Source organism: Sphingomonas sp. UBA978, assembly GCF_002292295.1.
Lineage (GTDB): Bacteria > Pseudomonadota > Alphaproteobacteria > Sphingomonadales > Sphingomonadaceae > Sphingomonas.
This window is the reverse complement of sequence record NZ_DBBS01000018.1, coordinates 275,918-294,770: the sequence shown is the minus strand read 5'-3', so window position 1 is coordinate 294,770 and position 18,853 is coordinate 275,918. Positions and strand designations below refer to the sequence as shown.

At 69.1% G+C, this 18,853-nt stretch carries 20 protein-coding genes; 10 read left to right on the top strand and 10 right to left on the bottom strand.

The genetic code is table 11. The features are described from left to right. Positions 1-44: 44 nt before the first annotated feature. Together B2515_RS11205 and B2515_RS11200 are read left to right on the top strand one after the other, a co-directional pair. Positions 45-1,088 carry an enoyl-CoA hydratase/isomerase family protein gene (locus B2515_RS11205; protein ID WP_293876294.1) on the top strand — a complete coding sequence of 348 codons (1,044 nt, stop codon included), beginning with the start codon at positions 45-47 and terminating at the stop codon, positions 1,086-1,088. 11 nt (positions 1,089-1,099) lie between these two features. After that, positions 1,100-1,876 carry an enoyl-CoA hydratase gene (locus tag B2515_RS11200; RefSeq protein WP_293876293.1) on the top strand — a complete coding sequence of 259 codons (777 nt, stop codon included), beginning with the start codon at positions 1,100-1,102 and terminating at the stop codon, positions 1,874-1,876. Between the two features lie 129 nt (positions 1,877-2,005). On the opposite strand, the gene B2515_RS11195 is transcribed toward B2515_RS11200, so the two are convergent. The 4 genes from B2515_RS11195 to B2515_RS11180 form a co-directional block, all read right to left on the bottom strand. Continuing rightward, entirely contained in the window at positions 2,006-2,935 is a 930-nt protein-coding gene (locus tag B2515_RS11195; protein ID WP_293876292.1) for an arginase family protein, read from the bottom strand. Positions 2,936-3,031: 96 nt separating this feature from the next. Beyond that, positions 3,032-3,670 carry a dTMP kinase gene (tmk, locus tag B2515_RS11190; RefSeq protein WP_293876291.1) on the bottom strand — a complete coding sequence of 213 codons (639 nt, stop codon included), beginning with the start codon at positions 3,668-3,670 and terminating at the stop codon, positions 3,032-3,034. Further along, positions 3,670-4,053, bottom strand: a complete 384-nt coding sequence (locus B2515_RS11185) for a DUF2147 domain-containing protein (protein WP_293876290.1) — start codon at positions 4,051-4,053, stop codon at positions 3,670-3,672. Before B2515_RS11185 ends, tmk begins: the two co-directional genes overlap by 1 nt. 23 nt (positions 4,054-4,076) lie before the next feature. Further along, positions 4,077-4,355 carry a chorismate mutase gene (locus tag B2515_RS11180; RefSeq protein ID WP_293876289.1) on the bottom strand — a complete coding sequence of 93 codons (279 nt, stop codon included), beginning with the start codon at positions 4,353-4,355 and terminating at the stop codon, positions 4,077-4,079. Between the two features lie 102 nt (positions 4,356-4,457). Here B2515_RS11180 and B2515_RS11175 point away from each other — a divergent pair, with 102 nt between their 5' ends. After that, on the top strand, positions 4,458-5,468 hold the full coding sequence (locus tag B2515_RS11175) for a polyprenyl synthetase family protein (protein WP_293876288.1): 1,011 nt from the start codon (positions 4,458-4,460) through the stop codon (positions 5,466-5,468). An 18-nt stretch (positions 5,469-5,486) separates the two neighbouring features. Here B2515_RS11175 and B2515_RS11170 read toward each other — a convergent pair whose 3' ends face one another. Beyond that, positions 5,487-6,419: a cation diffusion facilitator family transporter gene (locus B2515_RS11170; protein ID WP_293876287.1), complete on the bottom strand. Its 933-nt coding sequence runs from the start codon at positions 6,417-6,419 to the stop codon at positions 5,487-5,489. A gap of 75 nt (positions 6,420-6,494) precedes the next feature. Beyond that, the gene (locus B2515_RS11165) at positions 6,495-7,730 is read right to left on the bottom strand and encodes a phospholipid carrier-dependent glycosyltransferase (protein WP_293876286.1); all 1,236 of its coding nucleotides are present in this window, start codon (positions 7,728-7,730) and stop codon (positions 6,495-6,497) included. Positions 7,731-7,808: 78 nt separating this feature from the next. On the opposite strand from B2515_RS11165, the gene B2515_RS11160 reads away from it, so the two are divergent. The 4 genes from B2515_RS11160 to B2515_RS11145 are packed head-to-tail and all read left to right on the top strand — an operon-like array spanning position 7,809 to position 10,717. Next, positions 7,809-9,014: a trans-sulfuration enzyme family protein gene (locus tag B2515_RS11160; protein WP_293876285.1), complete on the top strand. Its 1,206-nt coding sequence runs from the start codon at positions 7,809-7,811 to the stop codon at positions 9,012-9,014. A gap of 10 nt (positions 9,015-9,024) precedes the next feature. Continuing rightward, a complete protein-coding gene (gene apaG / locus B2515_RS11155) occupies positions 9,025-9,423 on the top strand; it encodes a Co2+/Mg2+ efflux protein ApaG (protein WP_293876284.1) in 399 nt (132 codons plus the stop codon). After that, positions 9,420-10,208, top strand: a complete 789-nt coding sequence (locus B2515_RS11150) for a LysR family transcriptional regulator (protein WP_293876283.1) — start codon at positions 9,420-9,422, stop codon at positions 10,206-10,208. Before apaG ends, B2515_RS11150 begins: the two co-directional genes overlap by 4 nt. Then, positions 10,205-10,717 carry a GNAT family N-acetyltransferase gene (locus tag B2515_RS11145; RefSeq protein ID WP_293876282.1) on the top strand — a complete coding sequence of 171 codons (513 nt, stop codon included), beginning with the start codon at positions 10,205-10,207 and terminating at the stop codon, positions 10,715-10,717. The genes B2515_RS11150 and B2515_RS11145 overlap by 4 nt, the downstream gene beginning before the upstream one ends. A gap of 9 nt (positions 10,718-10,726) precedes the next feature. On the opposite strand, the gene B2515_RS11140 is transcribed toward B2515_RS11145, so the two are convergent. Both B2515_RS11140 and B2515_RS11135 read right to left on the bottom strand, forming a co-directional pair. Further along, the gene (locus tag B2515_RS11140) at positions 10,727-12,043 is read right to left on the bottom strand and encodes a serine hydrolase (protein WP_293876281.1); all 1,317 of its coding nucleotides are present in this window, start codon (positions 12,041-12,043) and stop codon (positions 10,727-10,729) included. Continuing rightward, the gene (locus B2515_RS11135; RefSeq protein WP_293876280.1) at positions 12,001-12,855 is read right to left on the bottom strand and encodes an ABC transporter permease; all 855 of its coding nucleotides are present in this window, start codon (positions 12,853-12,855) and stop codon (positions 12,001-12,003) included. Before B2515_RS11135 ends, B2515_RS11140 begins: the two co-directional genes overlap by 43 nt. 63 nt (positions 12,856-12,918) lie before the next feature. Here B2515_RS11135 and B2515_RS11130 point away from each other — a divergent pair, with 63 nt between their 5' ends. Beyond that, entirely contained in the window at positions 12,919-13,632 is a 714-nt protein-coding gene (locus B2515_RS11130; RefSeq protein WP_293876279.1) for a GcrA family cell cycle regulator, read from the top strand. Positions 13,633-13,931: 299 nt separating this feature from the next. On the opposite strand, the gene B2515_RS11125 is transcribed toward B2515_RS11130, so the two are convergent. Continuing rightward, a complete protein-coding gene (locus B2515_RS11125; RefSeq protein WP_293876278.1) occupies positions 13,932-14,774 on the bottom strand; it encodes an outer membrane protein in 843 nt (280 codons plus the stop codon). Between the two features lie 180 nt (positions 14,775-14,954). On the opposite strand from B2515_RS11125, the gene parE reads away from it, so the two are divergent. Further along, on the top strand, positions 14,955-16,937 hold the full coding sequence (gene parE / locus B2515_RS11120; RefSeq protein WP_293876277.1) for a DNA topoisomerase IV subunit B: 1,983 nt from the start codon (positions 14,955-14,957) through the stop codon (positions 16,935-16,937). Between the two features lie 48 nt (positions 16,938-16,985). Here the strand turns inward: parE and B2515_RS11115 are convergent, their stop codons facing one another. Continuing rightward, the gene (locus B2515_RS11115) at positions 16,986-17,249 is read right to left on the bottom strand and encodes a hypothetical protein (protein ID WP_293876276.1); all 264 of its coding nucleotides are present in this window, start codon (positions 17,247-17,249) and stop codon (positions 16,986-16,988) included. Positions 17,250-17,544: 295 nt separating this feature from the next. Between B2515_RS11115 and B2515_RS11110 the strand changes: the two genes are divergently transcribed. Further along, positions 17,545-18,741: an aspartate aminotransferase family protein gene (locus B2515_RS11110; protein ID WP_293876275.1), complete on the top strand. Its 1,197-nt coding sequence runs from the start codon at positions 17,545-17,547 to the stop codon at positions 18,739-18,741. Positions 18,742-18,853: the final 112 nt, after the last annotated feature.

Below are 18,853 nucleotides of genomic sequence, written 5' to 3'. Positions count from 1 at the left end.
TTCGGTATGGACGCGGGGCCTGCTGCGGGTCAAAGGCGAAACGCATGAGCCATGACCTGCTGACCACGACCGAAGGCGCCGTCGGGCGGCTGCGCCTGAACCGGCCCAAAGCGCTCCACGCACTCAACCTGTCGATGTGCGAGGGGATGCTGATCGCGCTGGAGGCGTGGCGCACCGATGCGGGCGTCGCGGCGGTGATGCTCGACCATGACGAAGGCCGCGGGTTCTGCGCGGGCGGCGACATTCGCATGCTCAGTGAAAGCGGCGCCGGCGACGGCGCGGCGGCACGCGCGTTCTTCCATACCGAATACCGGCTCAACCATCGCCTGTTCGCCTATGCCAAGCCGACGGTCGCGTTCATGGACGGGGTGACGATGGGCGGCGGCGTCGGCATCGCGCTGCCGTGCCGCTGGCGCGTCGCGACCGAGCATACGCGCTTCGCCATGCCCGAAACCGGCATCGGCCTGTTCCCCGACGTCGGCGGCGGCTGGTTCCTGTCGCGCCTGCCCGGGCGGGTCGGGCAGTTCCTGGCGCTGACCGGGCACCGGCTGGACGGGGCGGAGGCGCATGCGCTGGGGCTGGCGACGCATTACCTGCCCGCCGCCGCGCTGGACGAGGCGAAGGCCGCGATCGTCGCCGACCCCTATGCGATCGAGGCGATTCTCGACCGGCTGGCGATCGCGCCGCCGCCCGCGACGCTGCTGGAGCATCGTGCTGCCATCGACCGTCTGTTCGCGTCCGACACGCTGGAGGAGGTCTTCGCCGCGCTCGAGGCGGACGATGGCGCCTTTGCCGACGAGCAACTCGCGGTGCTGCGCAGCAAGTCGCCGCAGGCGATGAAGGTGTCGCTGCGCCTGCTCTACGACGGCCATCTGATGCAGAGCTTCGCCGACGAGATGGTGCAGGAATATGCCGTTGCGAGCCGAGTCGTGCAGCGCCACGATTTCCTCGAGGGCGTGCGCGCTGTGATCGTCGACAAGGACAATGCGCCGCGCTGGCAGCCCGCCACGCCCGACGCCGTTACCGATCACGTCATCGACCAGATCTTCGCACCGCTGCCCGAGGCGGAAGCGTGGACGCCCGCCTGAGGAGAACCTTCATGTCCGACTACCAGACCATCCTCGTCGAACGGCGCGAGCGGGTGACGCTCATCACGCTCAACCGGCCCGAATCGCTCAACGCGCTCAACGCGCAGGTGCTCGCCGACCTGCTGGCGGCGCTCGCCGCATTCGATGCCGACGAGGGGCAGGGCTGCGCTGTGCTGACCGGCAGCGTCAAGGCGTTCGCGGCGGGCGCGGACATCAAGGAAATGCAGGCGATGGACTTCGCCGCGATGTACGGCCGCAACCATTTCAGCGGCTACGAACGGCTGACGCAGACGCGCAAGCCGATCATCGCCGCGGTCGCCGGCTATGCGCTGGGCGGCGGCTGCGAGCTGGCGATGATGTGCGACTTCATCCTCGCCGCCGACACCGCGAAGTTCGGCCAGCCCGAGATCAAGCTGGCGGTCAGCCCCGGCATGGGCGGCTCGCAGCGACTCGCCCGTGCGGTCGGCAAGGCCAAGGCGATGGAGATGTGCCTGACCGGCCGGATGATGGACGCCGCCGAGGCGGAGCGCGCCGGCCTCGTCAGTCGCGTCGTCCCGGCGGTGGATCTGGTCGAGGAGGCGGTGAAGACCGCCGCGACGATCGCCGCGATGGCGCCGCTCGCCGTGCTGGCGAACAAGGAAATGGTCAGCGCGGCGTTCGAGACGACGCTGGCGCAGGGCGTCCAGTTCGAACGGCGGCTGTTCCACAGTCTGTTCGGCACCGCGGACCAGACGGAGGGCATGGCCGCCTTCGTCGAGAAGCGGCCGGGGGCGTGGACGGGGAAGTAGGGGCGGTAGCTGCCGGTTTTCCATAGAGATCGGCAGTTTCGGAAAAGCGAAACCCGCAGATATGCGTCAGCGTGATCGGCGCGGTCGGATTCCTGTCATGGTTCCCGCTCGGGAACGCTTGGCCAGGGCTTACGCGATCGGATCGACCGGCGCAGGTGCCGGGAAAGCCAGGTCCGCCATCAGCGACACGATCGTGGCAGCGTACTTGCCATCAGGATCAAGGTCCGGGTCGAATACCGTCACGGTCATGCCCCGGCATCGTTCATTCGCGACCAGCGGACGCAGGATCGCAACCAAGTCTTCCGGCGGTATGCCGGGACTGCCGGGGCAGTCGACCGCAGGCATGATGGATTCGTCCAACACGTCCACGTCGAGATGAATCCAGAAACCTTGATCCGGCTTGGCGGCAAGCATGGTGGCGATGCGGGCAGCAACGCCTTCCGCTCCGATAGCGGTCGCCTCGAACACATCGATCGTATCGATGGCTGTATGCCGCACGTCGGGCCACGCGAAGTCCGGGTCTCGGCTTTCGCGTTCCCCGAGTTGGATCACGTCCGTATCCGCGACAAGCGACCCTTTGATACCAGGCCATTCGGTTCCCAGCGGCTCACCACGCCCCGTCACCAGGGCAAGGTCCATCCCCGCCGCAGCACCGAGATTCCGTTTGAAGTCGTAGTTCCCCGCATGCCGAAAATCGCTGTGGCCATCGATGTGGATCAGAGCGATCGGCCCCTCCTCTTGCGCGCCGGCGAGCGCCCCCATGAGGATCGAGCAATCGCCACCGATGACGAGGGCGAACTCGCCCCTACGCCGCACATCGCGGACAGTCTCGGCCAGCATGAGATTGAAGTCCCGCATGGTTCGACCATTGCGTATGCGGGTTCCAGCCTGGGGCTCCGGCGAGTAGATCGGGCGCGGCAAACTCGTCGCGGGCGGTACACCGATCGCCTTGAGCAGCCCCGCTTCGAGCAGAGCCTCAGGCGCGCGCCATGTGCCAGGCTCATGGTTGGGGCGCAGCGGGCGAAATCCGAGGTTCGATGGGGCCATGATGACGTGCATGACGCGAGGCTAGGTCCAAGCACCTCGTCCATCAATATCGGCGCAAAGCGGTCTATTTGCGCAACTGTCGGGAAAGGTTTCCCGCGTTTCCGGCAATCACGGGCGAAGGAATGCTTCGACCGCCACCAGTGCCGCCGTCTGCACCGCATCCGGCGTGCCGCTCGCGTCGACCAACGCGTGCCGGTCGGGTGCCGCGGCCGCCTGTGCGAGGAACGCCGCGCGGATGCGCTGGTGGAAGGGGAGGTCGAGGCTTTCGAACCGGCCCTCGTCGATCGCGTCGGCCGCCAGCCGGCTGCGGCTGCGGGCGAGGCCGATCGCGGGATCGAGGTCGAGCACCAGCGTCAGGTCGGGCCAGACGTCGTCGACCATGCTCGCGTGCAGGTCGCGGATCAGCCCCTCGGCCATGCCGCGGCCTGCGCCCTGATAGGCGAGCGTCGATCCGGCGTAGCGATCCGACACGACGATCCGCCCCGCCGTCACCGCGGGCAGGACGACGCGGGCGACATGCTGGACGCGCGCGGCGGTCATCAGCAACAGTTCGGCGCGCGGATCCCAGGCGTCGTCCGCGCCCGACAGCAGCAGGCCGCGCAGCGCCTCGCCCTGCGGCGTGCCGCCGGGTTCGCGGGTGCCGAGCACGTCATGACCCCGCGCCTGCAACGCCGCGATCAGGTGGCGGACGACGCCGCTCTTGCCCGATCCGTCGACGCCTTCGACCGCGATGAACGCGCCGGCCATCAGTCGCGCCGCCAGATCTGCGATTTGCAGATGAAGCCGCCGATCAGGCAGCCCTTTACGTTCAGCGTGTCGGCATCGACCATCGTCACCGTCGATCCGAACGCCCGGCCCATGTCGGGAACGTAGATCTGCCCCGACCAGCGCCCCCTGCCGCTCGCCTTGTATTCGCGCAGCAGCGCGGTACCGAGCAGCGGCGGATACCCTTTCGTCGCGACGTCGGCCTGTGCCTTGTCGGTCGCGCGGATCACCCAGCCGCACAGCTTCTCGCCGCAGCGGCCGGTCCGCACCGCGACGCTGTTCTTCGGATTGTGCCACGTGCCGAGGATCGCCGCATGCGGGTCTGCAAGGGGGGCGGCGGCGGCAAGGAGCAAGGCGGCGATCATGCTAATCGGGGAGAGCGCGGCGGTCAGCCGCGCAGCCGTTCGTGGTGGCGGATCACCTCGTCGATGATGAAGCGCAGGAACTTTTCGCTGAATTCGGGGTCGAGCTCCGCCTCTTCGGCCATGTGGCGCAGGCGTGCGATCTGGCGTTCCTCGCGGCCCGGATCGGCAGCGGGCAGGCCCGACGTCGCCTTGTGCCGCCCGACCGCCTGCGTCACCTTGAACCGCTCGGCGAGCAGGTGGACGAGCGCCGCATCGATATTGTCAATGCTCTTGCGATACCCTTGCAGCACGTCGTCGCTCATGTCGCGCTCCTTCGTCGCCCGATTTTCCTTCCCCATGGGGTGTGTTGCGGCTGCGAGCAAGGCTTGCGTTCGCACGGGCAAGAGGCCAGAGCGCGGGGCGAGATGACCGCCACCATCCACCGCCTCGACAACCGCGCGCCCTCGCTGGAGCCGATGCTCCAGCTCGTCGCGGGCGACATGAATGCCGTCAACACGGTGATTCTGGACCGGATGCAGTCGCAGATTCCGCTGATCCCCGAACTGGCGGGGCATCTGATCGCGGGCGGCGGCAAGCGGATGCGGCCGATGCTGACGCTCGCGAGCGCGCGGCTGATCGGCTATACCGGCACGCGCCACCACCGGCTGGCCGCCTCGGTCGAGTTCATCCACACCGCGACATTGCTCCACGACGACGTCGTCGACGGCAGCGACCTGCGCCGCGGCAAGCGCACCGCCAACATCATCTGGGGCAACCCCGCCAGCGTGCTGGTCGGCGATTTCCTGTTCAGCCGCAGCTTCGAACTGATGGTCGAGGACGGCAGCCTCAAGGTGCTCAAGATCCTGTCGAACGCCTCCGCCGTGATCGCGGAGGGCGAGGTCAACCAGCTGACCGCGGCGCGGCGCATCGACCTGGGCGAGGATCGCTACCTCGACATCATCAACGCCAAGACCGCGGCGCTGTTCGCCGCCGCCTGCCGCATCGCCGCGGTGGTGGCGGAGCGCAGCGAGGGCGAGGAGGCGGCGCTCGACGCCTATGGCCGCAACCTCGGCATCGCGTTCCAGCTGGTCGACGATGCGATCGACTATGTCTCCGACGCCGGCACGATGGGCAAGGATGCCGGCGACGACTTCCGCGAAGGCAAGATGACGCTGCCGGTGATCCTGGCCTATGCGCGCGGCGATGCCGAACAGCGCAAGTTCTGGAAGGACGCGATCGAGGGGCGGCGCGCCTCCGACGAGGATTTCGCGCAGGCGATCGATCTGGTGCGGCGCACCCGTTCCGTGGACGACACGCTCGCCCGCGCTCGCCACTATGGCCAGCGCGCGATCGACGCGATCGGCGGCTTCGCCAACGGCAAGGCGAAGGACGCGATGATCGAGGCGGTCGAGTTCGCGGTCGCGCGCGCCTATTGACGGGGCGCGTGCCCCGCCTCAACAGCTTTCGCAGTCGCCGCCCGTCTCGATCTGCAACGTCGCGTGGCCGATGCCGAACCGGTCGTGCAGCATCGCGCGCGCGGTGGCGAGGAAGCCGTCGCCGGGATGGCCGGCGGGGATGACCAAATGCGCAGTCAGCACGGGTTCGGTGGTCGACATCGGCCAGATGTGGAGGTCGTGGACCCGCGCGACACCCGGCAGCGCGATTAGCGCGGCGGTGACCGCGTCATAGTCGATCGCCCGCGGCACCGCGGCGAGGCTCATCTCCACCGTCTCGCGCAGCAGGCCCCAGGTCTGCCACAGGATCAGCGCGGCGATGACGAGGCTGACCAGCGGATCGATCCAGCCGATTCCGGTCGCCCAGATCGCGAGGCCCGCCACGACGACGCCGGCCGATACCGCCGCGTCGCTGACCATGTGCAGATAGGCGCCGCGGATGTTGATGTCGCCCTTGCGCCCGCGCGCGAACAGCCAGGCGGTGACGGCGTTGACCGCGATGCCGATGCCGGCGACGACCGAGACGGTGAGGCCGGCGAGGACGGGCGGATCGTCGAGGCGTTGCACCGCCTCCATCACGATCGCGCCGAGCGCGACGAGCAGGAACAGCGCGTTGGCGAACGCGGCGAGGATCGTCGATCCCTTCAGCCCGTAGGTGAAGCGCTTGGTTGGCGCGCTGCGTGCCAGCGCCGCCCCGCCCCAGGCGACGGCGAGGCCGAGCACGTCGGAGAGGTTGTGGCCGGCGTCCGCGAGCAGCGCGATCGACCCCGTCCACATCCCCGCGCCCGCTTCCGCGACGACATAGGCGATGTTGAGCCCGATCCCGATCGCGAAGGCGCGGTCGAACGATGCCGGGGCATGCGCGTGCGCGTGGCCGTGGCCGTGGCCATGTCCATGCGCATGGCCGTGGCCGTGATGATGATGTCCGCCCATGAACCCGTCCGGCTGCAGTGTCGGCGCGATGCCTAGCATCGCTGCGCCACGAGATACTAGGACGTCGGCCGGCCGTCAGATCCAAGAATCGAACCACGTCCAGTGGCGGAACGCGGTCGGGCCGCGCAGCGCGGCGGCACTGAGGATCGGGTGGAAGTGGATGAACATCACCGCGGTCAGCGCGAGGAAGCCCTCGTCCCAATAGCGCAGCCGCACGCGCCAATGGTCGAACATCGCCGCGATTCCGATCCCCAGCCAGATGCTTGATGGATAGTAATAATAGAAGAAGCCGAGCGATTTGGGGATGATTGCCCACATCGCGACGCTGGCCAGCCACAGCAGCGCGACGCCGCCCGCCTTCGCATTGCCGTCGCGTGCCCAGGCGGCGAGGCAGGCGAGCACCGCGAGCAGCCCGCCCCACATCACCGCCGGATTGCCGAGCATCAGCACGCCGCGCTGCGCGCCGTCGGCGGGCTCGTACAGATACCAGATCGGCCGCCAGTCGAACGGCCACGTCCACCATGGCGACTGATAGGTGTGCGGCGGCAGCACCTGCGTCTGCTGGCGGTACATGTCGATCTGGAAGGGCAGCAGCCGCGCCAGCGTCAGCGGCTGGTCGGCATAGAGAAAGGCGGGCCAGAAGGTCGCCAGATAGACGATCCCCGCCGTCGTCCCGAGCAGCGCCAGCGCGACGACCGGGTGCAGGCCGGGCCACAGGTCGGGCTTCCGCCGGCGCGCGACGAGATAGGCGAGGCCGGCGAAGCCCAGATAGGGCAAGGCGGTCCATTTGGTGCCGATCGCAAGGCCCAGCAGCACGCCGCCGAGCAGCCAGCGCCGCCACACCGCGGCACCCCGAGCGCGCATCGCCCATAGCAAGGCGGTGAGGCCGATGACGATGAACGCTGCCATGAAGCCGTCGAGCATCGCGATCCGCGCCTGGACGAAGACGGTGAAGTTCAGCGCGGTGACCACCGCGCCGACGCTGGCGGTGCGCACCCGGCCGAACAACAGCCACAGGATCGCGAAGACGCCCATGACGACCGCGCTGGCGGCGGTCGTGGACAGCGCCCGCCAGCCGAGCGGGCCGTCGCCGAACAGGATCATGCCGAGCGCGATCAACGTCTTGCCGACCAGAGGATGCTCGACGTTCACCGGTCCGGCGAGATCGCGCAGCATCCGCGCGGCGGGGACGTAATGCACCTCGTCGAACACGAGGATGTGCGGCGTCGTCAGCCGCCAGCAGAACAGCAGTTGCGCAAGCAGGCCGAGGCAGACCGCAGCGGGCAGGGGACGGGACAGGAACGCGCGCACGGCCGACGGTGTCGAGCGGATCGGCTGGAATGGCAAGCGCCCTTGCACCCCCCGTCCGCGTCCGGCAAAGCGCGTGGCATGAAGCGCAAGGCAGGCCAGGACCCCTCGATCACCTCGCAATGGCGGCCCGCGACGCTCGCGGTCCGCGGCGGCACCGCGCGCAGCGAATATGGCGAGACCAGCGAGGCGCTGTTCCTCACCTCCGGCTATACCTACGACAAGGCGTCGGACGCGGCGGCACGGTTCGCGGGCGAGCAGGAGGGGATGACCTATTCCCGCCTGCAGAATCCGACGGTCGAGATGCTGGAGAAGCGGATCGCGCTGCTGGAGGGCGCGGAGGCGTGCCGGACGATGGCGAGCGGCATGGCGGCGATGACCGCGGTGCTATTGTGCCAGTTGCAGGCGGGCGATCACCTCGTCGGCGGGCGCGCGGCGTTCGGATCGTGCCGCTGGCTGACCGACACGCTGCTGCCCAAATTCGGCATCGCGACGACGATCGTCGACGCGCGCGACCCGCAGCAGTTCCTCGACGCGGTGCGGCCGGAGACCAAGGTCTTCTTCTTCGAAACGCCCGCCAATCCGACGATGGACGTGGTCGACCTGCGCGCGGTCTGCGCCATCGCGCGCGAACGCGGCATCACCAGCGTGGTCGACAATGCCTTCGCGACCCCGGCGCTGCAGCGGCCGCTCGACCTCGGCGCGGACGTCACCGCCTATAGCGCGACCAAGATGATGGACGGGCAGGGCCGCGTGCTCGCCGGCGCGGTGTGCGGCAGCGAGGATTTCATCACCAACACGCTGCTGCCCTTCACCCGCAACACCGGCCCGACGCTGTCGCCGTTCAACGCCTGGGTGGTGCTGAAGGGGCTGGAGACGCTCGACCTGCGCATCATGCGCCAGTCGGAGAATGCGCTGAAGGTGGGCCGTTTCCTGGAAGGGCGCGTGCCCAAGATCCTCCACCCCGGCCTCGCCAGCCACCCGCAGCACGATCTGGCGATGAGCCAGATGGTCGCGACCGGCCCGATCTTCGCCTTCGAGGTCGCCGACCGCGCGCAGGCGCACGGCCTGCTCGACGCGCTGGCGCTGGTCGACATCAGCAACAACATCGGCGATTCGCGCTCGCTGATGACGCATCCCGCCTCGACCACGCATGCCGGCGTCGCCGAGGACAAACGGATCGAGATGGGGATCAGCGAGGGCATGCTGCGCCTCAACGTCGGCCTCGAGGACCCGCAGGACGTGATCGACGATCTCGACCAGGCGCTGCGGCAGGTCGGCCTGTGAGGAGAGGGTCGTGAAGGAATTCTTCCCGCACGCCGAAACCACCGACGGGGTGACGGTGCGCGTGGCGGTGAGCTATCTGCCCGAACAGTCGGAGCCGCGGCGCGGGCGCTGGTTCTGGGCCTATCATATCCGGATCGAGAACGAATCGGACCGCACCGTCCAGCTGCTGACCCGGCACTGGATCATCACCGACGGCCGCGGCGCGCGCCATTCGGTGGAGGGCGAGGGCGTCGTCGGCGAACAGCCGCTGATCGCGCCGGGCGGCAGCTTCGATTACGTCTCGGGCTGCCCGCTGCAGACCCCGGAGGGCGCGATGCAGGGCAGTTATCGGCTGATCGGCGAGGATGGCGCGGCGTTCGACGTCGCCATCCCCCGGTTCGCGCTCCACGCCCCGGCGGTCGAATCGTGAAGCGCACGCACCTGCCGCTCAACGGCCTGCGCGTCCTCGACGCGGCGGCGCGGCACCTGAGCTTCACCCGCGCCGCGGACGAGCTGGCGGTGACCCCGGCCGCGGTCGGCCAGCAGATCCGCGCGCTGGAGGATACGCTGGGCGTCGTCCTGTTCCGCCGCACCACGCGCGGGCTGGAGCTGACGCCGGAGGCAGAGGCGGGGCTCGGCGCGCTGCGCGACGGCTTCCTGCAATTCGAGGAAGCGGTGCGGGCGATGCAGGCGGGGCAATCGTCCAAGTCGCTGACCATCGCCGCACCGCGCGACCTGACCGAGAAATGGCTGATGCCGCGCCTCGCCGAGGTCGCGCAGGCGGATGCCGAGCTGCGCTTCGTGCTGCTGTCGGCCGATGACGCGATCGATTTCACCGAAGCCAATCTCGACCTTGCGATCCGCTGGGGCGAGGGGCCGGGCGAGCATGAGGGCGAGGCGCTCGAATCGGAAGGGATGGTGACGATCGCCGCGCCGCACGCCGGCGATACGGTGATCGGCTGGCCGGGCGCGCCCGCCGGCGACGCCAGTCCGCTGGTGCGGGTCGCCGATGCCGGATTGGCGATCGACGCCGCAGTCGCGGGTCTGGGCCGCGCGACGGTGCCGGAACTGCTCGCCGCGCGCGCGATCGCGGCGGGCAAGGTGGTGGCGATCGGCGAGGCGCAGCCGTCGCGCTTTGGCTATTGGCTGGTCGCGCCCCTGCCGCAATGGCGACAGGCCAAGGTGCGCGCGCTGGTCGATGCGCTGACCGCGTGACCGACCTGCCGACGCTGGCGACGGCGCGGCTGACGCTTCGGCAGCGGGTACCGGACGATGCGGGCGCGCTGTTCGCGACGATGGCGGATGCGGACGCGATGCGCTGGTGGTCGTGCGCGCCGTTCGATTCGGTCGATGCCTTGCGCGCCTGGTTCGCGGGCGGGCCGTGCGCCTGGGCGGTGACGCGCACGGGCGAGGATCGCGCCATCGGCTTCGTCTCGGTCGGGTGGCGGCGGGCGGGCGTGGGCGAGATCGGCTATCTGTTCGCGCGCGAGACCTGGGGGTGCGGCATCGCCCGCGAGGCGGTGTCGGCGGTGATCGCGCATCTGTTCGCCGATGGCGCGCGGCGCCTCTTCGCCGACAGCGATCCCGACAATGCGGGGTCGATCCGCCTGCTGCGACGGCTCGGCTTCACGCTGGAGGGGCGGCTGCGCGGCGAATGGGAGACGCACATCGGCGTGCGCGATTCGCTGATCTTCGGCCTGCTCAGGGACGAATGGCGCCCCTGACGGGCGCTGTCATTCCGCGACCAGCATCAGCGCGCGGGTGACCAGCGGCAGGAACGTCGCCTCGTCGACCGCGGCATCGGGCCGGTGCCAGCTGGCGCCGACCGCATACCAGCGTCCGGTCTTCGCCTGCGCGAGCAGGTTGAGCGCGATCACGCCCGGCTCCGACCCGCCCTTGAACCCGACATAGGCGAATCGCGCGACGCTGGCCGGATCGACGCCGTGGTTGACCGCGAGGATGCCGCGCACCACCGGCCCGGCGTCCTTCAGCGACGCCATCAGTCGCGCCATGTCGCGCGGGGCGGCGAACCATTCGACCGAATCGTTGGCGAGCGGACCGGCGGAGAACATCATCGGATCGAGCGTCGCGCCCGCGATCCGTGTCGCCTGCGCGGTCAGCAGCGCGCGCCGCTGCGTCGCGTCGCCCTTCGCCCAGGCGGCGATCAGCGCGGGGTCGCTCTTGACGACGAACGCCTCGCGCGTGGTCAGCACCGGGCCGCGCGCGCCATAGGCCGCGGCGGTGGCATCGACCCGGTCGCGGCCGAGCAACGTCAGCAGCGTATCGGTGGCGGTGTTGTCGCTGATCGAGATCATCAGCGTCGCCAGCGTCTGCACGGTCACCGGCGATCCCGCCGGCCAGCCCTGCAACAGGCCCGAGGGTAGCGACGGCGGGCCGACCGGCACCACCTGATCCCAGCGCAGCGTGCCCGCCGCGACCTGCCGCGCCGCCTCCGCCAGCACCCACAATTTGAACGCGGAGCCGAGCGGGGTGCGGGTGTCGCCCTTCGTCTCGAACACCGGCGTCGGGGTGGCGCCGTCGAGCGCGTAGACGCCGATCTGCGCCGTGCCCGGCAGCGCGGCGACCGCCGCCTGCACCCTCGCGACGGTGTCGCCGCGCGGGGCGGTGCCGGTGATGAGCAGGCCGCTGATCGCATGCGGTGCGGCGGGGTCGAGCGTCAGGCGGCCGGTCGCCGTGCCGCGATCGTAGCCGATGACGATCGTCGCCGCCCAGCGGCCGAGCGGTTCGAACCGTTCGATCCGCCGCGGTTCGCCGAGCGCGGTGCGCAGCTGCTGCGTCAGCGCGGCGAAGCGGGCCGCCGGCACCGCCTGTTTGAAGGCAGCGGCGAACAGCGTGTCGTAGCCGGGCCGGCCGGCGAGCACCTGCACCAGCGCGTCCGCACGGGCGCGGACGGCGGGATCGGCCGCGGTCGCCGCCGGCGGCGTCTGCGCGACGGCGGCAACCGGTGCCAGCACCGCGAGCGCGAGGGCCAGCGCGAGGGCCGCGATCAGTTCTTGAGCTTCCAGCCGTTTCGCAACAGCACGTAGCATGCAACCCCCAGCGCGATATCCACCGCGAGGATCGCGATACCGCCCACGGCGACCGGCGAATCGGCGGTGCCGAGGAAGCCGTAGCGGAACCCCGAGATGATGTAGAAGAACGGATTGGCGTGGCTGAACGCCCGGAAGGCAGGGGCGAGCCGGTCGACCGAATAGAAGGTGCCGGACAGCAGCGACAGCGGCGCGATCACGAAATTGGTGACCGCGGCGGCATGGTCGAACTTCTCCGCCCAGATCGAGGTGAGCACGCCGAGGAAGGCGAGGAAGGCGGCGCCGAGGAAGCCGAACCACAGGATCGCGAGCGGGTGCACCGGCGTGACGTGGACGCCGGGGTAGAGCGCCATCGCGCACCAGCAGATGAAGCCGACGATGAACGCCCGCGTCATCGCGCCGCCGACCAGCGCGGCGAGCAGTTCCGCCGTCGACAGAGGGGGTTGCAGGTAATCGACGATCGTCCCCTGGATCTTGCCGACGAGCAGCGAGAAGCTCGCGTTGGCGAAGGCGGGGCCCATCATCCCCTGGCTGATGATGAGGCCGGGGGCGATGAAATCAGCGAAGGGGACCGTGATCCCGCCGACATGGACCGGGCTTTTCGCGCCGGTCGCGATGGTGAAGACGATCAGAAACAGCAGGGTCGTGATCGCCGGCGCCCACACGGTCTGGAGGTGGACCTTGAAGAACCGGCGCACCTCCTTCACATAGAGGGTCTTCAGGCCGCCCCAGTTCACGTTCCGGATGACCGGCACGCCGGGTGCGGACCGGATCGCCGATTGGATTTCGCCGATTGGGGGCTGGCTGCTCATGGGACAAGCGGGTAACCGCAGCCGCAGTCGCCCGCAACCCGGCGCGAGAGTAAGGAAACACGAATGTCCTGGACCGACGAGCGGATCGACACGCTCAAGACGATGTGGGAGGCGGGCCAGACCGCGAGCCAGATCGCCGAGGCGCTGGGTGGCGTCAGCCGCAACGCGGTGATCGGCAAGGCGCACCGCCTTGGCCTGCAGTCGCGCCCGTCTCCGGTGAAGCCGAACGAGCCTGCCGCGGTCGCGCCGGCCCCCGCACCGTTCGAGGCGGAGGCCGCTCCTGTGCCAGCCCCCGTCGTCGCCGCGCCACCGCCGCCTCCGCCCGCACCGCCGCGCCCGGCGCCCGCGCCGGAACCGGTGGTCGCCGCCGACGCGGATGACGACGAGGACGAGGACGCGGACGAGGTCGTCGCGGCCCCTGCGCCGGTGCGCGAGCCGCAGCCGATCCTGCGCTCGGTCGGCCCCGGCGGCTTCGTCCGCCAGTCGCCCGGCGAGCAGCAGCCGCCCGCCACGCCCGCGCCGCCGCGCCGGCTGGTCCCGGCCAAGCCGTCGCCCGAGATCGCCGGCAAGACGACGCTGCTCGACCTCAACGACCGCATCTGCAAATGGCCGCTCGGCCATCCGGGCGAGCCCGATTTCCACTTCTGCGGCGACAAGGTGAACCCCGGTTTCCCCTATTGCGTCGCGCATTGCGGCCATGCCTATCAGGCGCAGCTGCCCCGTCGCGATCGCCGCCCGCCGCCGCCGCCGCCGTTCGGCGGCCCGCGGGTGCGCTGAGCAAGGCCCAGCGCCCGCACAGGGCCGCCCGGCCGGCGCGGCCACAAGCCGCGTCCGACGTCATGGGCTTTGCCCATGACCGGGTTTTGAAGAGGGCCGCTTCCCGCGAGGGAGGCGGCCTTTTTCGGTTCCTGTCCGGTGCGGGAGGAACGAGAAAGGGCCGGCGTTCCTTTGCGGAACACCGGCCCTTCTCTGTTTCGGGCCCGCCGCGGCGAAGCCGCGTCGTCAGACGTAGCTGGCGCGACGCTGGCCGGGCTTGGGCGAGTCCTGCGCCAGGATGGCGCAGGCCGCCCGGCGCCTCAGAAGCGGAACGCCGCCGTGGCGCGCAGCGAATGCCAGCGGAACTTGTCGTCCGAGCGGCGGAAGTCTGTCGTCGCGCCGCCGGCCGGCAGGATGAACGGGTTGTTCGCCGGTGCCGTGCCCTGCGACACGCGGACGCGGGCATCGTCGTCCTGATACTGGTGGTAGGTATATTCCATGCCGACCGAGAAGTTGCGGCCGAGCTTCTGTTCGATGCCGCCGCCGCCGACGATGCCGAACTGCTTGCGCTTGCCGGTCTGCGCGAAGGCGTTGGCGGTGTTGGTCGAGGTGAAGGTGCGGTCGATATTGGCATAGCCGGGACCGAAGGTGCCGTAGAACAGCGTCGTGCCCGGCGCATAGCCGATGCGGCCGCGGATGCTGGCTTCCCACTTGACGTCGCGCGTCATGACGTAGTTCGCCGGCGTGGTCGAAAAGCCGCTGACGCTGTCGTTGATCTCGGTCTTGCCGAATTCGCCCAGCGCACCGATCACGATGTTGCCCGACTGCGAATCCATGCCGATGCGGCCGTAATAGGACCAGCCGTCCTTGTCGTTGCGGCAGCTGCCCGGCAGCGGCGTCGCGCCGACCGCGCGGCCGTTGCAGAAACCGGGCGAGAAGGCGTTGGCGCCCGCGGCGGTCGTCACCGTGTCGCCGAAGCTGCCGTTCGAGCCGCGATCAAACAGGATCGACGAGCCGACGTCGTTGGGCTGCACGTCATAGCCGCCAGATGCGCCCACGTAGATGCCGCTGAACGGGGCGGGATCGGTCGTCATGTCCTGCGCCTGCGCGGCGGTGGCGAAGGTGGCGGCGGCGATCGTGCCGAGCAGCAATGTGGTACGCATGGTGTCTCCCGAGGGGTCGTTGCAGTCGGTCGAGGAACGTGCGTCGCCGTCATAATATGCATCAATACTGGTAAAATGCTGATACTGTGGCATTATTGCACCGGTTGAGACATCAGCCAGCAACATGGCGCCCCGGCGGGTGCTGGTATCCCCCGCGATGTTCCCTTATGGTTCCGCGCAATGGCCCAAGATCTGTTCGCGTCCTCCGCGGCGCCCGCCAATGCCTATGACGCCTCGTCGATCGAGGTGCTGGAAGGACTGGAGCCCGTCCGTCGCCGTCCCGGCATGTATGTCGGCGGCACCGACGAGCGCGCGCTCCACCATCTCGCCGCCGAAGTGCTCGACAATGCGATGGACGAGGCGGTCGCGGGCCATGCGACGCGGATCGAGGTGACGCTGGAACCGGGCAACCGGCTGACCATCACCGACAACGGCCGCGGCATCCCGGTCGACCCGCACCCCAAGTTCCCCGACAAGAGCGCGCTCGAGGTGATCCTGTCGACGCTGCATTCGGGCGGCAAGTTCGCGGGCAAGGCCTATGCGACCAGCGGCGGCCTGCACGGCGTCGGCGTGTCGGTGGTCAACGCGCTGTCGTCGGATACGCTGGTCGAGGTCGCGCGCGACCGGCAACTGTATCGCCAGCGCTTCAGCCGCGGGCTGACGCAGGGGCCGCTCGAACATGTCGGCGCGGCGCCCAACCGGCGCGGCACCTCGGTCGCCTTCACGCCTGATACCGAGATCTTCGGCCCCGAACTCGCCTTCAAGCCCAAGCGGCTCTACCAGCTCGCCCGGTCGAAGGCCTATCTGTTCGCGGGCGTCGAGATCCGCTGGCATTGCGCGCCCGCACTGGTCGAGGGCAGCGACACGCCGGCGGAGGCGGTGTTCCAGTTTCCCGGCGGCCTCGCCGACCATCTGCGCGAACAGATCGGCGGGCGCGAATGCGCCACCGCCGATTTCTTCGCGGGCAATCAGGATTTCCCGAACGAACAGGGCCGCGTCGAATGGGCGGTCGCCTGGCCGTTGTGGAGCGACGGCAGCTACAGCTGGTATTGCAACACGATCCCGACCCCCGACGGCGGCACCCACGAACAGGGCCTGCGCCAGGCGTTGGTCCGCGGCCTGCGCGCGTTCGGCGACCTCGTCCACCAGAAGAAGGCGAAGGACATCACCGCCGACGACGTGATGGTTGGCAGCGAGCTGATGCTCAGCGTCTTCGTCCGCGAGCCGCAATTCCAAAGCCAGACCAAGGACCGGCTGACCAGCCCGGAGGCCGCCGGCCTCGTCGAAAAGGCGGTGCGCGACCATTTCGACCATTGGCTGGGCCACAATATGGAGCGCGGCAAGGCGCTGCTCGGCTATGTCCTCGACCGGATGGACGAGCGCCTGCGCCGCAAGCAGGAGCGCGAGGTCAAGCGCAAGACGGCGACCAGCGCGCGCAAGCTGCGCCTGCCCGGCAAGCTGACCGACTGCGCCAACGACGGCAACCACGGCACCGAGCTGTTCATCGTCGAGGGCGATTCGGCCGGCGGCAGCGCCAAGCAGGCGCGCGACCGCAAGACGCAGGCGATCCTGCCGATCCGCGGCAAGATCCTCAACGTCGCGTCGGCGACCAGCGCCAAGATCGTCGCCAATCAGGAGATCGCCGACCTGATTCAGGCGCTGGGCTGCGGCACGCGCAAGGATTGCGACGCGAGCCAGCTGCGCTACGAACGCGTCGTCATCATGACCGACGCCGACGTCGACGGCGCGCATATCGCGACGCTGCTGATGACGTTCTTCTTTCAGGAGATGCCGGATCTGGTCCGGCGCGGGCATCTCTATCTCGCGCAGCCGCCGCTCTACCGGCTGACGGTGGGTGCCAAGTCGCTCTACGCCCGCGACGACGCGCATCGCGCCGAGCTGGAACGCACCGCGTTCAAGGGCAAGAAGGTCGAGGTCGCGCGGTTCAAGGGGCTGGGCGAGATGAACCCGGGCCAGCTGCGCGAGACGACGATGGACCCCAAGACCCGCGGCATGATCCGCATCACCCTGCCGCAAGAATATGAGGAGCGCGCGGGGGTGAAGGATCTGGTCGACCGCCTGATGGGCAACAACCCGGCGCATCGCTTTGCCTTCATTCAGGAAAACGCGGCAAGGCTGGACGAAGAGGCGATCGACGCGTGATCGTGCGGGCCAGCCGGGCGCGTCCCCGCGCGCCCGGCCGGTCGGGGCTTACTTGATGACGAAGGTGACGCCGGCGGTTTCCCATTCGGCGCGCGTCTGGCAGATCGTGTCGGGCATCTCGCGGGTCGCGGTGTTGCCGAGCGTCGTCTTGGGCATGCACATGCGGCTGGTCGGGTCGGGCGCGGTCTTCGCGGACAGAGTGATCTTGGCGGGGCCCTTGCCGCGGGCGAAGGCGCTCGAGGCCGATCCGGTGGCGATCAGGCCGGCAGTGGCGAGCAGGGCGATCGAGCGGTGCATGGACATGTGGGTCATGATGGTCTTCCTCCTGTGGTGTCGTTGAAGCGTCGCCGCTTCACAGGTGGTGCACTGCATTAGGTGTGCCAAACACCTCATCGCGCGGAAAACTGCCGTTTCTGCCGATTTTGCGTTGTCCTGACGATCGCTGGCGTGCCGGGGTTTGGCGGTTTTTCCCGATTGTTGGCGCGGCCGATGCGGGTGTGCGGGCCAATGCCACTGGTGTTGACCCACCCGGTCCCGAACCGGTATGGATGTGGCGGGCGGCCAGCAACGGGCCGCCCTTTCTCGTTTGGAGAAGAGGAGACCGCCCGTGACCATTACGCCGCTCATGCCCGTCTATCCACGGTGCGGGGTGCGTCCGGTCCGAGGCGAGGGCTGCCACCTGATCTCCGAGGACGGCACGCGCTATCTCGACATGGCGGCCGGCATCGCGGTCAACGCGCTGGGCCATGGCCATCCGCATCTGGTCAAGGCGATCGCCGAGCAGGCGGCGACGCTGATGCATGTCAGCAACCTCTACGGATCGCCGCAGGGCGAGGCGCTGGCGGAGCGGATCTGCGCCAACAGCTTCGCCGATACGGTGTTCTTCACCAATTCGGGGACCGAGGCGGTCGAATGCGCGATCAAGACCGCGCGCCGCTTCCATTATGCCGAGGGCCATCCGCAGCGGCACAAGATCATCACCTTCAACAACGCCTTTCACGGGCGGACGATGGGGGCGATCTCGGCGACCAACCAGCCCAAGATGCGCGACGGCTTCGAACCGCTGCTGCCCGGTTTCGCCTATGCGCCGTTCAACGATCTCGACGCGGCGCTGGCGCTGATCGACGACGAGACCGCGGGCTTCATGGTCGAAACGATCCAGGGCGAGGGCGGCGTGTCGGTCGGTACGCCCGAATTCATCACCGGGCTGCGCAAGGCGTGCGACGACCACGGCCTGCTGCTGATCCTCGACGAGGTGCAATGCGGCTACGGGCGCACCGGCAAGATGTGGGCGTACGAGCATTACGGCATCGCGCCCGACATCATGCCGATCGCCAAGGGCATCGGCAGCGGCTTCCCGCTCGGGGCGTGCCTCGCCACCGAACATGCCGCGAAGGGCATGGTGATCGGCACGCACGGATCGACCTATGGCGGCAATCCGCTGGCGATGGCGGCGGGGCAGGCGGTGCTCGACGTGATGCTGGCGGACGGCTTCCTCGCCAATGTCGAGGCGATGGGCGAGCGGCTGCGCGGCGCGCTGGAGCAGATGATCCCCAATTACGACCACGTCTTCGAGGGCGTGCGCGGCAAGGGGCTGATGCTGGGCCTCAAGCTCAAGGCCGGGGTCGAGCCGCGCGAATTCGTCGCACATGCCCGCGACAACCATCAGCTGCTGCTGGTCGCGGCGGGCGAGAACGTCGTCCGCATCCTGCCGCCGCTGGTGATCGAGGATGCGCATGTCGCCGAATGCGTCGACAAGTTGAGTGCGGCGGCGCGGGTGTTCGTGCCGGCGAGCGACGACTGATTACATCTCCCTCTTCCATCGGGGGAGGGTGAGGACGGCTGATCTCCTGCCGGTCGGCCTCACCCTTCCGCTGCTGCGCAGCTCCCTCTCTCTCCCGGGGGGAGAGGGAAAG

Excerpts from the sequence above, each read along its gene's own strand:
- tmk (WP_293876291.1), bottom strand. The coding sequence starts at position 3,670 with ATGGCCGGCGCGTTCATCGCGGTCGAAGGCGTCGACGGATCGGGCAAG.
- B2515_RS11175 (WP_293876288.1), top strand. The coding sequence starts at position 4,458 with ATGACCGCCACCATCCACCGCCTCGACAACCGCGCGCCCTCGCTGGAG.
- B2515_RS11205 (WP_293876294.1), top strand. The coding sequence starts at position 45 with ATGAGCCATGACCTGCTGACCACGACCGAAGGCGCCGTCGGGCGGCTG.
- B2515_RS11125 (WP_293876278.1), bottom strand. The coding sequence starts at position 14,774 with ATGCGTACCACATTGCTGCTCGGCACGATCGCCGCCGCCACCTTCGCC.
- B2515_RS11170 (WP_293876287.1), bottom strand. The coding sequence starts at position 6,419 with ATGGGCGGACATCATCATCACGGCCACGGCCATGCGCATGGACATGGC.
- B2515_RS11180 (WP_293876289.1), bottom strand. The coding sequence starts at position 4,355 with ATGAGCGACGACGTGCTGCAAGGGTATCGCAAGAGCATTGACAATATC.
- B2515_RS11115 (WP_293876276.1), bottom strand. The coding sequence starts at position 17,249 with ATGACCCACATGTCCATGCACCGCTCGATCGCCCTGCTCGCCACTGCC.
- B2515_RS11185 (WP_293876290.1), bottom strand. The coding sequence starts at position 4,053 with ATGATCGCCGCCTTGCTCCTTGCCGCCGCCGCCCCCCTTGCAGACCCG.
- parE (WP_293876277.1), top strand. The coding sequence starts at position 14,955 with ATGGCCCAAGATCTGTTCGCGTCCTCCGCGGCGCCCGCCAATGCCTAT.
- B2515_RS11160 (WP_293876285.1), top strand. The coding sequence starts at position 7,809 with ATGAAGCGCAAGGCAGGCCAGGACCCCTCGATCACCTCGCAATGGCGG.
- B2515_RS11130 (WP_293876279.1), top strand. The coding sequence starts at position 12,919 with ATGTCCTGGACCGACGAGCGGATCGACACGCTCAAGACGATGTGGGAG.
- B2515_RS11135 (WP_293876280.1), bottom strand. The coding sequence starts at position 12,855 with ATGAGCAGCCAGCCCCCAATCGGCGAAATCCAATCGGCGATCCGGTCC.
- B2515_RS11140 (WP_293876281.1), bottom strand. The coding sequence starts at position 12,043 with ATGCTACGTGCTGTTGCGAAACGGCTGGAAGCTCAAGAACTGATCGCG.
- B2515_RS11200 (WP_293876293.1), top strand. The coding sequence starts at position 1,100 with ATGTCCGACTACCAGACCATCCTCGTCGAACGGCGCGAGCGGGTGACG.
- B2515_RS11195 (WP_293876292.1), bottom strand. The coding sequence starts at position 2,935 with ATGCACGTCATCATGGCCCCATCGAACCTCGGATTTCGCCCGCTGCGC.